Here is a 12,546-nt window from a genome sequence, read left to right on the forward strand (position 1 = left end):
ACCTATGGCGTCAGAGCGACTTCAACGACGCGAATGGTGGTACTGCCGTCCGCGCCGCTGATTGGTTGCGTCCAGGCCACAAACGCCCCGGTTCCGCCAAGCGCCATCCTCGGAAAACCGACCGAACCGCCGCCTCGATTGATGTGGAGCGCCTGAGGCGCGACACATCCGGCATCTGGCGTTACGTGGCACATGACGATCGCTTCACCGCCTCCCACATATTCGATCCAGAGCGCCAATGCGCTGCCATCTGCAAATTGCAGGACGTCCACCCGACCTGCGGCTGCGCCGAGGTCAATGCGGAGCGGTTCGTCGAACTGCGCACCGCCATCGTCCGAAAAGGCGATACGAACCTTCGGCTCGTTCTCGGCTGCCGTGAACCAGATAACGGAAATCCTGTCGCCCATGGTATCAATGGCCGGGCCATTGACGGGGCATCCGGCGATTTCCCATCCGTCGTTATGGATCGTGGCGGGCTCCGTCCACTCCCCGTCGGCCTGCCGGACAGCCGATATATCGCGAATTTCATCGGCGGTTCTGTCACGATAGACCGCCACGATGTCGCCTGATGCAGTCCGCGTTGCAGAAGTCTGGCAACAGGTACAGGTGCGCACATCCAACAGGCTTTCTGGCTGCATCGTTCCGTCAAAGTTGATCTGCCGCGCGCGCAACTGCATCGTATTTTCGAAGCTGTCGCCTTCTGTCTGACTGCCATACTCCCGGCCATCCAGCCACAGCGCCGTCAATCCACCAAATTGGTCGGGTACCAACGAAACAAAACCATGCTCACGTTGAGACCTGTCATCGTGAGGGACAATCGAGTCAGTCCAGCTTCTGCCTTCATCTTTGGAAAAAGCGATTTTGACGTCGTATTGGTAATCGCCCGGTCCATTCAGCTCTAACCATTGTGCCGCCAAACCGCCACCAGCAAGCGCCACTACCGAAGGGAAGTCGGCCCAGTTGATGTAAATCTTTGACGATACATTAATTGTGCGGACGTCCGACCACTCACTGCCGTTGAGGATGGCCATGCGAACTTCCGCTTCGGTTCCGCTTTCTTCGGTCCAGCTCAGTAAAACCCTGCCATCCGACAAGGGTGCGAGTGATGGTTCGCGCGCATTGATGCCAACCGGTGATCCGCGGTCGGTCAATCTGAATAATCCGGTTTCCTCCGCGTATGATGCGGTGGACGAAGCGAGCAATGCACCAAGGATCAGAGTCGATGCAGCAGAACATTTACTCATGAACAGAATTTTCCCACCGTTATTGTTTTTCTGTGGCAAACCAAATGCTGATTGACCGTGCGCCAACTCCCCTTCTTTTGACCGACGAAAGTGCCTAGTCAATTCCGTTGGCCCGCTGCAAAGCTCGAATGTACGCCACGATAGCAAGGATGTCTGAGCGCGTCACGCCTTCAACCGCTGGCATGTTGCCAAATTCCCAGTGGTGCGCCCGAACTCCATTCTGCGCTGCAAGGACAAACGCCATGTCGCCGTGGTGGCTGGGTTCATAAATCTTGTGAACAAGCGGAGGAGCGACGCCATCTTGGCCCTGCGCGTTTCGACCGTGGCAAGCGGAACAGACCGCATCATAAGCGCTTGCGCCGATTTGCTCCTGCTCTGTGAAACTGTTTGGTAGCTTGACAGTAGCGAGAGCACCCGCGGAAAGCGCGATGCCCTCCTCCCTCTGGACGCCCGTCCGAGAGTGGCTCGGTTGCACAATGAACCATACTGCTGCAACGACGGCGACCAGAGCGAAAAATATCGCTGCCCATTTCATACTATCAAACTCTTTCATGATGTTGCGATGGCCCCTGCCTTTTTAGAGACGAAGCCGGGTATCTCAGTTGGGCTTGCTCGAATTGACTGACGTCCTGCGGCATGGTGTTGTCTGCTTGAACAATTGCGGATTGCTGGATCGATTTGTTGAAAAAGGTCGTGATTTCGTGGTACCGGATCCGCGTGTCTTCCAGCGTCTGATAGTAATTGAAGAGTTCTTTCAGCGGTGCCGAGAAGTCTTTGTGTGCGGCTAGGACGGCCACCAGGGCACCGAATGTGATACGCCCTTCGATGACGAAATATCCTCCCAATGAGTAGAACAGGAATGGGGTCAGCGCGGTTAGAAAATTGTTGAGGGCCTTGATGAAGAACTTCAGGCGGAAAATCTTCCTGCGGACGTGCTCAAGCTCTCTAAAACTCGCTCCGGCCGGTAGCAGTCCGGTCGGATTGACCTGCCGTTCATGCAACTGTTCGCTAAGCTGTCTGCCGAGCTGTCGGACTTCCTTGATTCTTGTACGTGAAAGGGCGTTGACACGCCGCTGTAGCTTGGGTAGCAGCACGAGCTGGATTGGCAGCACCGTCAGTGCGGCGGCACCCAACACAGGGTCCTGAACGAACATGAAAAACAGGATCGTCAACAGTGTACCACCTTGTAGGATTGGCAGCGTGAGGACATCTGCCGCGAAGCCACCTATGGGCTCAACTTCCTGTGCGAGAATAGGGACGATTTCGCTCTGGTTTCGGGAGTCGGGATCGCTGCGCCATTGCCGATAGACCAGCAGCCGGAAGCGCCGCAGAAAACGCTCAGCTACATATCCCTTGAACACGTTAAGGCCATATTTGTTTAGCCCATTCAGGATGATCGCCAAAAGGTAGAGACCACAGAGAAGCATTAGGAAAACGACCTGATCGACGTCTCGCCCCAAAACGGCAACGGGGAAACGATCAGAATCCAAAGCGTTGTTGACGATCTGCTTTGGCAGTTCGAGGGTCAAATATAGAATAGGCATCGCGATGAGGCTGACGACAATCATCAATGCCTGCTGCCTTCTGGAGTAGCGCAGGACCGTGCTGAAAAGACTGCCTTCAAGCCCCCGTATGGGTTCGGGGTGGAACGTAGGGGTGTGACGGCGCTTCCAAAGCTTGAGAATGCCGCGAATAGCAAGATGTGAGCCGACAGTGATCAGCAGCGCGGGCGCCAAGACCAGTATCAGATGAATGAACGGGTGAACCCAGTCTGGCGTCGCATCGCTGTAGTCGTACCCAAACGCGGCAGATACGTTGTGTACAAGCACGTGATACCTGTCCAGGAGTGACATCAAAAATTCTAACCCTTTGATTTCGGCGCAAGGTGATCGTGCACCATGATGACGCCCCACATGCCCGCTTCCCGGTGGCCGGGTATCAAGCACACGAACTCCAGGTTTGTCATATCGGAGAACTCCCAGATCAGGTCGGCATTTTGTCCACTTGGGATCAAAACCGAGTTGGCGCGATCATGTTGCATATCGGGGTGTTCGCGCATCCATTGCTGATGTTTCGCAATTTCGTCAAAGGAGCCGAGAAAGAACTCGTGATCCAGAGCGCCCGTATTGCCGATCAAAAACCGAACGACCGATCCCTTTTCAATCTGGATCGCGTCCGGCTCGAAAAGCATGTATCCGCTTTCTGTCTCCCTGATGGATATTTCGATCGTCCGGTCGAATGAGGAACCGACACCGGGCTTCCCGATCGCATCATGGCCAGGCAATTCAAAGGCCCGCGCATGAGGTTGCTGGCCTTTGCCACTAGAAGCGTTCACTGAGAAAGCCGGAAAGACGAGCACAAGGGCGGTGGTGCAGATTATCAGGAAATTCATAATGCTCGGCTATTTCCGTAGCGCTTGATTTTATTGCCTCAAAACGTTGGGGCCGGGCGTGTTCGCCTCGGCCCCATTGTCTATCTTCACTTCATCTGCGTGACAGTAAGCTTGCCCTTGACCCGGTCGGCAACGAACTCGATGTCCTGACCTTCCGCCATCTTGGCCATCATCGCTTCGTCCGCGCGGAACACCATCGTCATCGCGGGCATATCGAGGTTGACCAGAGGGCCGTGGATGATTGTGACCTTGCCGGCCTTGGCGTCGATCTTCTTGATGGTCCCGCTCGTATATTCCACGTCAGCCTGAGCCATCTGGTCCCCCACTGAGACCGCACGGTGCATTCCGGATTCGTAGTGACCCGGAATCAGGCACGCCGCTTCGAACGTACCAGCATTCGCGAACGTCCAGACGACCTCACCCGAAGCGCCTGCATCGAGACGGATTCGGTTCGGGTCGTCGTGTTCCATATCCATCTTGGCCATTTCGATCTTGTGCTCGGCGTTACGCTCGACTGTATCAAGGACGAATTCATGCTCCAGCTCACCCTTGTTCGTGATGTTGAAGCGGATGGTTTCACCCTCCTTGATGGTCATCTCTTCGCTCTCGATCAGCATTTCGCCTTCGTCGTTTTCGAGCAGAGTGACATCAATTGTGCGGTCCACATTGGCGGCTTCACCCGGCATACCGATCATCATTGCGGCCGGCTTGGTCTCACCGTGCCCGCCATCATGTGTGCCTGCGGCAAATGCTGGTGCCGAAAGCACCAACGCGAAGCTTGTCGTCAAAAGAAGATTTCTCATTTCATTGTCCTGTAGGTTGGTTTGGTTGGAGTTGACGAAGGGCCGTTCAGCCCTTCGAGTTTGGTTTTGGTGTGAGAATGGTCTTGGGACTGTTGTTCGAGGCGAACTCGGGCAATTCGCCGGTCCATTCGTAGGCCATCTCGCCCGGAGGATTTTCGTACCAGCCGGGATCGGAGTAATCGTCCGCGTCGATGCCGTCCCGCACCTTTACGACCGAAAACATGCCGCCCATCTCGATGGGGCCGTAGGGCCCCCAACCCGTCATCATCGGGATCGTGTTGTCAGGCAGCGGCATTTCCATTTTCGCCATGTCCCCCATGCCGGACATCCCCATGGGCATGTATTCCGGCTGGAACTGACGGATCTTCTGGGTCAGCGGCTTCTTGTTGACCCCGATGAACGTCGGCACATCGTGACCCATGGCATTCATCGTGTGGTGCGACTTGTGGCAGTGAATCGCCCAGTCACCCAGATGCTCTGCGACGAACTCATAGGCGCGCATCGCGCCCACGGGGATGTCGATGCTGACCTCCGGCCATTGCGCTTCTGGCGGTACCCAGCCACCATCCGTGCAGGTGACCTTGAAATCATAGCCGTGCATGTGGATCGGGTGGTTTGTCATCGTGAGGTTGCCGACGCGTACTCGCACCTTGTCGCCCTTGTTCACGACCAGCGGATCGATGTCGGGGAAGATCCGACTGTTCCATGTCCACAGGTTGAAGTCCGTCATCGTCATGATGCGGGGCACGTATGTGCCGGGATCGATGTCAAAGGCATTCAGCATGATCAGAAAATCGCGATCCACCGGCATGAAGGTGGGATCCTTGGGATGGACCACGAACATGCCCATCATCCCCATCGCCATCTGGGTCATTTCGTCGCCATGGGGGTGGTACATGAACGTGCCGGACTTCACCAAGTCGAATTCGTAGACAAACGTTTTTCCTGGCGGGATGCTGGGATGACTCAACCCGGAGACCCCATCCATGCCCGAGGGCAGGATGAGCCCGTGCCAATGCACCGTGGTGCCTTCCGGCAGCTTGTTGGTGACGTAGATGCGGACCCGGTCGCCTTCGACTGCTTCGATCGTTGGACCGGTGGACTGGCCGTTGTAACCCCACAAATGCGCAATCATGCCGTCTGCAAGTTCGCGCTCTACCGGTTCGGCGACGAGGTGAAATTCCTTGACCCCGTTGTTCATCCGGTGCGGCAGGGTCCACCCGTTCAGCGTGACCACTGGTGTGTAGTCCGGCCCTGACGACGGACGCGCCGTAATCGCCGTTGCCGCACTGTCCATCTGCGCGGCTTCGGGGAGGCCCATGTTCAGGGTTTGACCCCAGGCTTTTGAAGAGACCAGCGTTGCACCTGCGGCGCCGGCTCCGAGTAATTGACGTCTGTTCAACATGTCAGTTCCTTTCAGTGTCCTGCGCCGCCACCGGCGGCAAGTGATGCGCCTTCTCCACCAGCACCAGCACCGCCTTCGCCGCCGCCATAGATCGCGGCGGTCAGATCGGCCTGTGCCATATAGAATTCGCGTTTTGCATTTGCCGCTTCCAGGGATGCGGCAAGTTTCTCGCGCACATCAGTCAGCAGCTCGAAAGTGTTGGTGATCATGCCGTTGTAGGACAGCAAACCCTCTTCTTCGACGGTCGTGCGTAGCGGCACCAGAACGTCGCGGTAGTGGCGAGCGATTTTGTATGCGGCATGATAAGAGGCTTCAGCACCGCGCGCTTCAGACCGGACGTTCACGGCCTTCTCTGCGAGCACGTTGGCCGCTTGAAGATAAGACAATTCCGCCTTGCGCATCCGGGCCTTGCCGGTGTCGTAGATCGGGATCGCGAACTCCACTTCCACCTGAGGCAAAGTCTTGGTTTCAATGTCGCCACTGCCTTCAACTTCACGCTCAAATTCGGCTCCCGCAACGATCTCCAGATCGCTGACAATGCGGGTCTGGTCGGTCAGACCAAACGCCTTGGCCTGCGCTTCCAGGCCAACTTTGGCAACACGCAGATCCACCCGATTTCTTAGCGCCTTGGCCTCGATGTCGGTCACACGGCCGACAGAACGCGGCAGTGAAGGAAGGGCATCTGGCACATAGTAATCGACTCCGGTGCCCCAGAGGCCCATCAACCTGGTCAAAGCCTCCTTGGACCGAGTGGCGTTCAATCGTGCCTGTGCAAGTTGCCCCGCCAGTTCGGCATTGAATGCCTGTTCGCGGGCCTGCCCAGCTTTGTTAAGTGCGCCGGTCTCGCCCAACCTCATCGCCAGTTCAGAGCCGGCGTCAGAGGTCGCTTTCGCGCGCCGCAGATAGCTCACTGCCTCGAAGGCGGCGACTGCATCGACCCATGCCTTTCGCGTCTGATTGGCCAGTGCAAGTGTGTCGTTCACGGCATTGAGCTGAGCCTGCCGGAAGCTTGCATCAGCAATGGCCATGCGCTGTTTGCGCGTGGTGGCATCGAGGACGTTCGACCGGATCAGCCCTTCGATCGCCCTGTAGGCACCGAGCTCAGGCGCACCGATTCCCAGGACGCCAATTGAGACGATCGGGTTTTCCGGCGTCGATTGCTGCCAAGCCTCAGCGGCCGAGAGGCCAACATTGACGTAAGACGCTTGCAGACCCTTATTGTTCAGCAACGCAACCTGAACCGCCGTATCGGCCGAGATCGTCTTCTGATGCACCATGCTGTGCACCTGTTTCTTGAGAGCTTCGTTTTCGGCCTGCGTTTCCGCAAACACGGTCCGTTTGCCGATCGCTGGCGTGATCTGGCTGGCCACATTGGCAAAACCGGCCTTCGGTTCGGTGTAGCTTCCCGGTACTGCGGTTGCGCAGGCACCCAAGAAAAGTGGCAAGCCAAGAACCAGCGGAATCTTAGATACCCGCATCAGTTGCCCTCCGTCTGCTCTTGATTGACAGACCGCCAATCACGGGGGCCGGTCGGACCACGATAGGTGTAGCCAGCCAATGGATCTTGATAGCTGATCGGAGACGAAACGGTCGCGTTGACGACAGCCTGTTGTGTCGCAACGGAGGGCAAAGGGGTAGGCTCATAGGCGCATGCGCCAAGCCCGAGGGCCGAAGCCCCCATAAGTAGATGAATTTTCATGAAGGTATCCTGATTGATGAACGATGTCTCACGCAGAGTCTGCGCAAGGCTCACACCCGGATTGGGCGCCGTTTCAGATCAGGAATCGAGGGGGCCGCAGAAACCCTGATGTTTCGACGGAATGCGTCTGACCGCTCAGGATCATATATTCTTTCGCAGCAATAGGATCCGGGAATACCAAGTCTGCGTCTGGAATGACGACAGAAATGCATATTCCGTTACAACACTGAGTTGATTGATGCTCTGTTTCACCAATGTCGGAGGATATGTCATCCACGTCAACTGTCGCCGGGTGTTTCATGTGGTCGGCGTGGATATCAGTTCCCTGACCAACAGTCGGTTCGCTGAGAAGGGCGCTGATCGATCCAGAATGCTGACCATCATGCATTCCCGAGGCCGCGTGTGCCGCAGAAGGTGGAGAAAGAACCAGAGCCAACGCAAAAGCGAAGCAAGTGAGGAATTTCACCCATACCGAAGTGGCGACACGCATTCTCATGAACGGAAACTTGGACGTTTTGACAAATTAGTCAACGCTTACAGCGCGGGAAGGTTTGGCACATTCTAGCGAGGCAGGCGAATTCTCGCTGCAAGCGCTCAAAACTGTTGCGCAATAGGTACATAGCAACGTTCACCATTCAGACAGAAGAAGCGAAAATGGCAGGGAGTATGTCTTTAATGACTGGAATTGACGGGACTAAGTCAGTCTTTCCGATCCGTAGCCCGCATCGTGAATCGCTGCCTTCAGAGCGCTTTCATCCAATGCGCTATCTACCTCGACGGAACGCGCAGTCAGGTCACAGGTGACAGTCGCGTGTGGGTCTATCGTCACAATGGCCTTCTTTATCGACGCGGTGCAATGTCCGCAGTTCATGTCCGGCACGCTGAACCTGATCATCACGATCTCCTTCTTGCTGCTGCTACCTAGGGCGTTCCCCTATGGGAAGGTCAATGCCCGAAAAAATTTCTCGATGCACCTGTTGACCTTCCAGCGAATGGAACCCTTATCTCTCGGAGGATCAGAATCAGGAGATTTCCATGTCCGGTCCACACAACGTCCGAATTTCCCTTCAAAACATGTCCTGCGCCTCTTGCGTTGGGCGGGTGGAGCGTGGGCTTTCCGGCCTGCCGGGTGTCAGCGACGTTCGCGTCAACCTCGCCAGCGAGACGGCCCAGGCGCAGATCGACGGGCCGGAGCGCATCTCGGACATCGTCGAGAAGTTGGAAGAGATCGGCTATCCCGTCCGGACTCAGAGCGTTCGTCTGAACGTGGCCTCCATGTCCTGCGCGTCCTGCGTCGGGCGGGTGGACAAGGCGCTGGCGGCGATGCCGGGCGTGCTGGACGTGAACGTCAATCTGGCCTCGGAAACCGCCACGGTGACTTATCTCGAAGGCGCGGTCGTGGTCGCCGACCTGCTCAAGGCGGCGGTTGACGCAGGCTATCCCGCGACCCTGCCGCAGGACAGCGCGCGGGAAGACACGAGTGCCCGCAAGGATGAAGAGGCGCGCAGGCTGGCCCGCAGGACCGCTATGGCGGCGGCCCTCGCCCTGCCGGTGTTCCTGCTGGAAATGGGCGCGCACCTGATCCCCGGGATGCATGGCCTGATCGGCGAAACCATTGGCCACCGGGCCAGCTGGCTGATCCAGTTCGGTCTGACCACCGTGGTCCTGTTCTGGCCGGGGCGCAGCTTCTACACGCTCGGGTTTCCCGCGCTGCTCAAGGGCGCACCGGACATGAACAGCCTTGTCGCTGTCGGCACCTCGGCGGCCTATCTCTATTCCCTCGTGGCGCTCTTCGCGCCCGCGCTGCTGCCCGAAGGGTCGCGCGCGGTCTATTTCGAGGCGGCGGCGGTCATTGTCGTGCTGATCCTGCTGGGCCGCTGGCTGGAAGCCCGCGCAAAGGGCCGGGCCGGGGCCGCGATCCATAAGCTGCTAGGCCTTCAGGCCAAGACCGCACGAGTGGTGGTGGGCGGAGAGCCGCAGGACGTGGCTATCGAACGTATCACTGCGGGCGACATCCTGTTGGTGCGTCCCGGAGAGCGGATCGCGGTGGACGGCGAGGTGACCGAAGGCAGCGCGCGTGTCGATGAGAGCATGATCACCGGCGAACCGGTGCCGGTTGCCAAGTCGGTGGGCGACCCCGTCACAGGCGGGACGGTCAACGGCTCCGGTGCCTTTCGGTTCCGCGCGACGCGCGTGGGGGCGGATACGACGCTGGCCCGGATCATCCGCATGGTCGAAGAGGCGCAGGGGGCGAAGTTGCCGATCCAGGGGCTGGTCGACCGGATCACTCTGTGGTTTGTGCCCGCGGTCATGGCTTTTGCCGCCCTGACCGTCTTGGTCTGGCTGCTGGCCGGGCCGTCACCCGCCCTGTCCTTTGCGATGGTCGCCGGTGTTTCGGTCCTGATCATCGCCTGCCCCTGCGCGATGGGGCTCGCTACACCGACCTCGATCATGGTGGGCACAGGGCGCGCCGCCGAAATGGGCGTGCTGTTCCGCAAGGGCGATGCGCTGCAACAGCTTTCGACAGTGGATGTGGTGGCGCTGGACAAGACCGGCACGGTGACCGAAGGCCGCCCCGAGCTGACCGATCTGGTGCTGGCCGACGGCTTTGACCGCGCCGAGGTGCTGGCGCTGATCGCGGCGGTCGAGGCGCAGTCGGAACATCCCATCGCCGAGGCCATCCTGCGGGCGGCGGAGGCCGAGGGCGTTGCCCGTCACGACGCGCAGAAATTCACCTCCATCACCGGCTACGGTGTCCGGGCAGAGGTTTCGGGCCATGACGTGCTGGTGGGGGCCGACCGTTTGATGACGCACGAAGGGCTGGACATCGGTGCGTTGGCCGACGAAGAGCGCCGCCTGGCCGAACGGGGCCGCACCGCGCTTTACGCCGCCATCGACGGACGCGTTGCCGCCGTCATCGCCGTGGCCGATCCGGTGAAGCGGTCCAGCGCGGCAGCCATCCGGGCGCTGCACGATCTGGGCCTGAAGGTTGCCATGATCACCGGCGACAAGCGCGAGACGGCAGAAGCCATCGCGCGCGAGACCGGCATCGACCATGTGATCGCGGGTGTGCTGCCGGATGGCAAGGTCGCGGCATTGGACGATCTGCGCGGCACGGGCCAGCACATCGCCTTTGTCGGCGACGGCATCAACGATGCGCCCGCGCTTGCCCATGCGGACGTGGGCATCGCCATCGGCACCGGCACCGACGTCGCCATCGAATCCGCCGATGTGGTGCTGATGTCGGGCGATTTGCGCGGCGTGGTCAACGCGCTGGAAGTGTCGCGGCGTACGATGCGCAACATCCGCCAGAACCTGTTCTGGGCCTTCGGCTATAACGTGGCCCTCATTCCGGTGGCGGCGGGGCTGCTCTACCCGGTGTCGGGCCTGCTGCTGTCGCCGGTGCTGGCGGCTGGGGCAATGGCGCTCAGCTCGGTCTTCGTACTGACGAACGCGCTGCGCCTGCGCCGTGTCCGCCCGGCGATGGACGACGCGGCGAAGGCCGCGACTGCCCCCCGCATGTCCCCCCTCCCGGCAGAATGAAACAAGGAGAAAACGATCATGAATATCGGAGACGTGGCCGACCTGTCCGGCCTTCCTGCGAAGACCATCCGCTACTACGAGGACATCGGGCTGGTCGAGCCGCTGCGCAGCGCGAACGGTTATCGCAGCTTTCGGCAGAGCGACGTCCACAAGCTGGCGTTTCTCGGGCGAGCGCGTGCGCTTGGCTTCACAATCGAGGACTGCCGGAGCCTGCTGAAACTCTATGCCGATACCGACCGCGCCAGCGCGGAGGTCAAGCAGATCGCCGAGGAACACCTCGACCGGATCGACCGGAAAATCGCAGAACTGACCGAGATGCGCGCGACGTTGTCGCACCTTGTCGATGCCTGCGCTGGCGATCACAGGCCTAATTGTCCGATTCTCGCAGATCTGGCTATGGAAGAGGATAAGACCCGGACCGCCAGGGCAGCGGATTAAGCGGGCTTAGATACGTCCCGCAGCGGGCAGCGCCACCCACAAGGTGCGACTGGCTGCAGCTATTTCGGAACATTCCAGCGCGGGAAAGTTGTTCCACCTCTAGACTTCACGATTTCGAGAGAGGACAACTTCATGTCATATGGCCGCTTTTTCGCGATGATCGCCACATCTACCGTCGTCATGTTCGGTCTGATGTATCTCAATACCTACCTCTGGACGCATGTGTTCTGGTCGGAAACGCGGGCCTACATGGCTCTCCTGATGGGTGCCACCATGGCGATCATCATGCTGGGCTTCATGCTGTCGATGTATTCCAGCAAGATGGCTAACGCCGCCTTCTTCATCGGTGCCGCCGTGGTCTTTGCCGCCTCGCTTTGGCTGGTCCGCAGCCAGGTGACGGTGGGCGACACCAGCTACATGCGGGCAATGATTCCGCACCACTCGATCGCGATCATGACCTCCAGCCGCGCCGATATCTCGGACCCGCGCGTGCGCAAGCTGGCGGATGAGATCATCTATGCGCAGGACAAGGAAATCGCCGAGATGCGTTATCTGGTGAACGATATCGACGCCAACGGTGACAGTCTGGCACAGTCAGAAAGCGGACCGACGCAGATCATGAGCCTTGACGAGGCGCTATCAACCCCGGAAATCGCCATTCTCGACCTCGAATTTCTTACTACGGAGGACATTGCGCAGATGTTTCCCGGCGGCGCGGCGTGCACGTTCACCTACACCACCACAAGCAGGCCTGCGCTGGCGGTGGGCCGCATCGACGGTGGGAGTGTAGCTCTCGCCAAGATCAGCGGCGATCTGGTGCGGCTGGAGGCTGGCGACGCCGGAAGCACTTGGGGCACGGAAGGCATGACAGTGGCGTTGAGCGCGCCGAGCGGAACCGGCACATTGGACGCAAATAGTGGCGAAATGCAGGACGCCGATCTCGTTCTCGAACTTGGGTCCGGTCTGCGTGCAGGGTATCGCGGATATTACGGTTGCGGTGCCTGAACCAGAAACTGGAGGAA

At 59.0% G+C, this 12,546-nt stretch carries 12 protein-coding genes; 3 read left to right on the top strand and 9 right to left on the bottom strand.

Annotation, left to right across the window (positions count from 1 at the left end; all coding sequences use genetic code 11):
* Window positions 1-2: 2 nt before the first annotated feature.
* The 9 genes from ACFSUD_RS14290 to ACFSUD_RS14330 form a co-directional block, all read right to left on the bottom strand.
* Entirely contained in the window at window positions 3-1,310 is a 1,308-nt protein-coding gene (locus ACFSUD_RS14290) for a sialidase family protein (protein WP_235183685.1), read from the bottom strand.
* Between the two features lie 28 nt (window positions 1,311-1,338).
* On the bottom strand, window positions 1,339-1,797 hold the full coding sequence (locus ACFSUD_RS14295) for a c-type cytochrome (RefSeq protein WP_235183686.1): 459 nt from the start codon (window positions 1,795-1,797) through the stop codon (window positions 1,339-1,341).
* A complete protein-coding gene (locus tag ACFSUD_RS14300; protein WP_037941722.1) occupies window positions 1,784-3,097 on the bottom strand; it encodes an ABC transporter transmembrane domain-containing protein in 1,314 nt (437 codons plus the stop codon). Before ACFSUD_RS14300 ends, ACFSUD_RS14295 begins: the two co-directional genes overlap by 14 nt.
* Window positions 3,098-3,105: 8 nt before the next feature.
* Entirely contained in the window at window positions 3,106-3,636 is a 531-nt protein-coding gene (locus tag ACFSUD_RS14305; RefSeq protein WP_221227930.1) for a cupredoxin domain-containing protein, read from the bottom strand.
* A gap of 86 nt (window positions 3,637-3,722) precedes the next feature.
* Complete coding sequence (locus ACFSUD_RS14310; protein ID WP_037941725.1) at window positions 3,723-4,439, bottom strand: copper-binding protein; 717 nt, start codon at window positions 4,437-4,439, stop codon at window positions 3,723-3,725.
* A 46-nt stretch (window positions 4,440-4,485) separates the two neighbouring features.
* Window positions 4,486-5,844, bottom strand: coding sequence for a multicopper oxidase family protein (locus tag ACFSUD_RS14315; RefSeq protein WP_132998290.1), 1,359 nt, complete (start codon window positions 5,842-5,844; stop codon window positions 4,486-4,488).
* Between the two features lie 11 nt (window positions 5,845-5,855).
* Window positions 5,856-7,322: a TolC family protein gene (locus ACFSUD_RS14320; RefSeq protein ID WP_037941726.1), complete on the bottom strand. Its 1,467-nt coding sequence runs from the start codon at window positions 7,320-7,322 to the stop codon at window positions 5,856-5,858.
* A 294-nt stretch (window positions 7,323-7,616) separates the two neighbouring features.
* Window positions 7,617-8,039, bottom strand: coding sequence for a hypothetical protein (locus ACFSUD_RS14325; protein ID WP_081858737.1), 423 nt, complete (start codon window positions 8,037-8,039; stop codon window positions 7,617-7,619).
* 198 nt (window positions 8,040-8,237) lie between these two features.
* Window positions 8,238-8,438, bottom strand: a complete 201-nt coding sequence (locus ACFSUD_RS14330) for a heavy-metal-associated domain-containing protein (protein WP_037941729.1) — start codon at window positions 8,436-8,438, stop codon at window positions 8,238-8,240.
* A 140-nt stretch (window positions 8,439-8,578) separates the two neighbouring features.
* Between ACFSUD_RS14330 and ACFSUD_RS14335 the strand changes: the two genes are divergently transcribed.
* The 3 genes from ACFSUD_RS14335 to ACFSUD_RS14345 all read left to right on the top strand — a co-directional run bounded on the left by ACFSUD_RS14335 (window position 8,579) and on the right by ACFSUD_RS14345 (window position 12,529).
* Window positions 8,579-11,086 (top strand): heavy metal translocating P-type ATPase, encoded by a 2,508-nt coding sequence (locus ACFSUD_RS14335; protein WP_037941730.1) that lies wholly within the window; start codon window positions 8,579-8,581, stop codon window positions 11,084-11,086.
* Window positions 11,087-11,104: 18 nt separating this feature from the next.
* Window positions 11,105-11,524, top strand: a complete 420-nt coding sequence (gene cueR / locus ACFSUD_RS14340; RefSeq protein WP_037941731.1) for a Cu(I)-responsive transcriptional regulator — start codon at window positions 11,105-11,107, stop codon at window positions 11,522-11,524.
* A 132-nt stretch (window positions 11,525-11,656) separates the two neighbouring features.
* Window positions 11,657-12,529 (top strand): DUF305 domain-containing protein, encoded by an 873-nt coding sequence (locus ACFSUD_RS14345; RefSeq protein ID WP_037941732.1) that lies wholly within the window; start codon window positions 11,657-11,659, stop codon window positions 12,527-12,529.
* Window positions 12,530-12,546 lie beyond the last annotated feature (17 nt).

It is taken from the genome of Sulfitobacter aestuarii (assembly GCF_042685005.1).
Classification (GTDB): Bacteria; Pseudomonadota; Alphaproteobacteria; order Rhodobacterales; family Rhodobacteraceae; genus Sulfitobacter; species Sulfitobacter aestuarii.

Excerpts from the sequence above, each read along its gene's own strand:
- ACFSUD_RS14295 (WP_235183686.1), bottom strand. The coding sequence starts at position 1,797 with ATGAAAGAGTTTGATAGTATGAAATGGGCAGCGATATTTTTCGCTCTG.
- ACFSUD_RS14305 (WP_221227930.1), bottom strand. The coding sequence starts at position 3,636 with ATGAATTTCCTGATAATCTGCACCACCGCCCTTGTGCTCGTCTTTCCG.
- ACFSUD_RS14315 (WP_132998290.1), bottom strand. The coding sequence starts at position 5,844 with ATGTTGAACAGACGTCAATTACTCGGAGCCGGCGCCGCAGGTGCAACG.
- ACFSUD_RS14310 (WP_037941725.1), bottom strand. The coding sequence starts at position 4,439 with ATGAGAAATCTTCTTTTGACGACAAGCTTCGCGTTGGTGCTTTCGGCA.
- ACFSUD_RS14335 (WP_037941730.1), top strand. The coding sequence starts at position 8,579 with ATGTCCGGTCCACACAACGTCCGAATTTCCCTTCAAAACATGTCCTGC.
- ACFSUD_RS14325 (WP_081858737.1), bottom strand. The coding sequence starts at position 8,039 with ATGAGAATGCGTGTCGCCACTTCGGTATGGGTGAAATTCCTCACTTGC.
- ACFSUD_RS14300 (WP_037941722.1), bottom strand. The coding sequence starts at position 3,097 with ATGTCACTCCTGGACAGGTATCACGTGCTTGTACACAACGTATCTGCC.
- ACFSUD_RS14345 (WP_037941732.1), top strand. The coding sequence starts at position 11,657 with ATGTCATATGGCCGCTTTTTCGCGATGATCGCCACATCTACCGTCGTC.
- ACFSUD_RS14320 (WP_037941726.1), bottom strand. The coding sequence starts at position 7,322 with ATGCGGGTATCTAAGATTCCGCTGGTTCTTGGCTTGCCACTTTTCTTG.
- cueR (WP_037941731.1), top strand. The coding sequence starts at position 11,105 with ATGAATATCGGAGACGTGGCCGACCTGTCCGGCCTTCCTGCGAAGACC.
- ACFSUD_RS14330 (WP_037941729.1), bottom strand. The coding sequence starts at position 8,438 with ATGATCAGGTTCAGCGTGCCGGACATGAACTGCGGACATTGCACCGCG.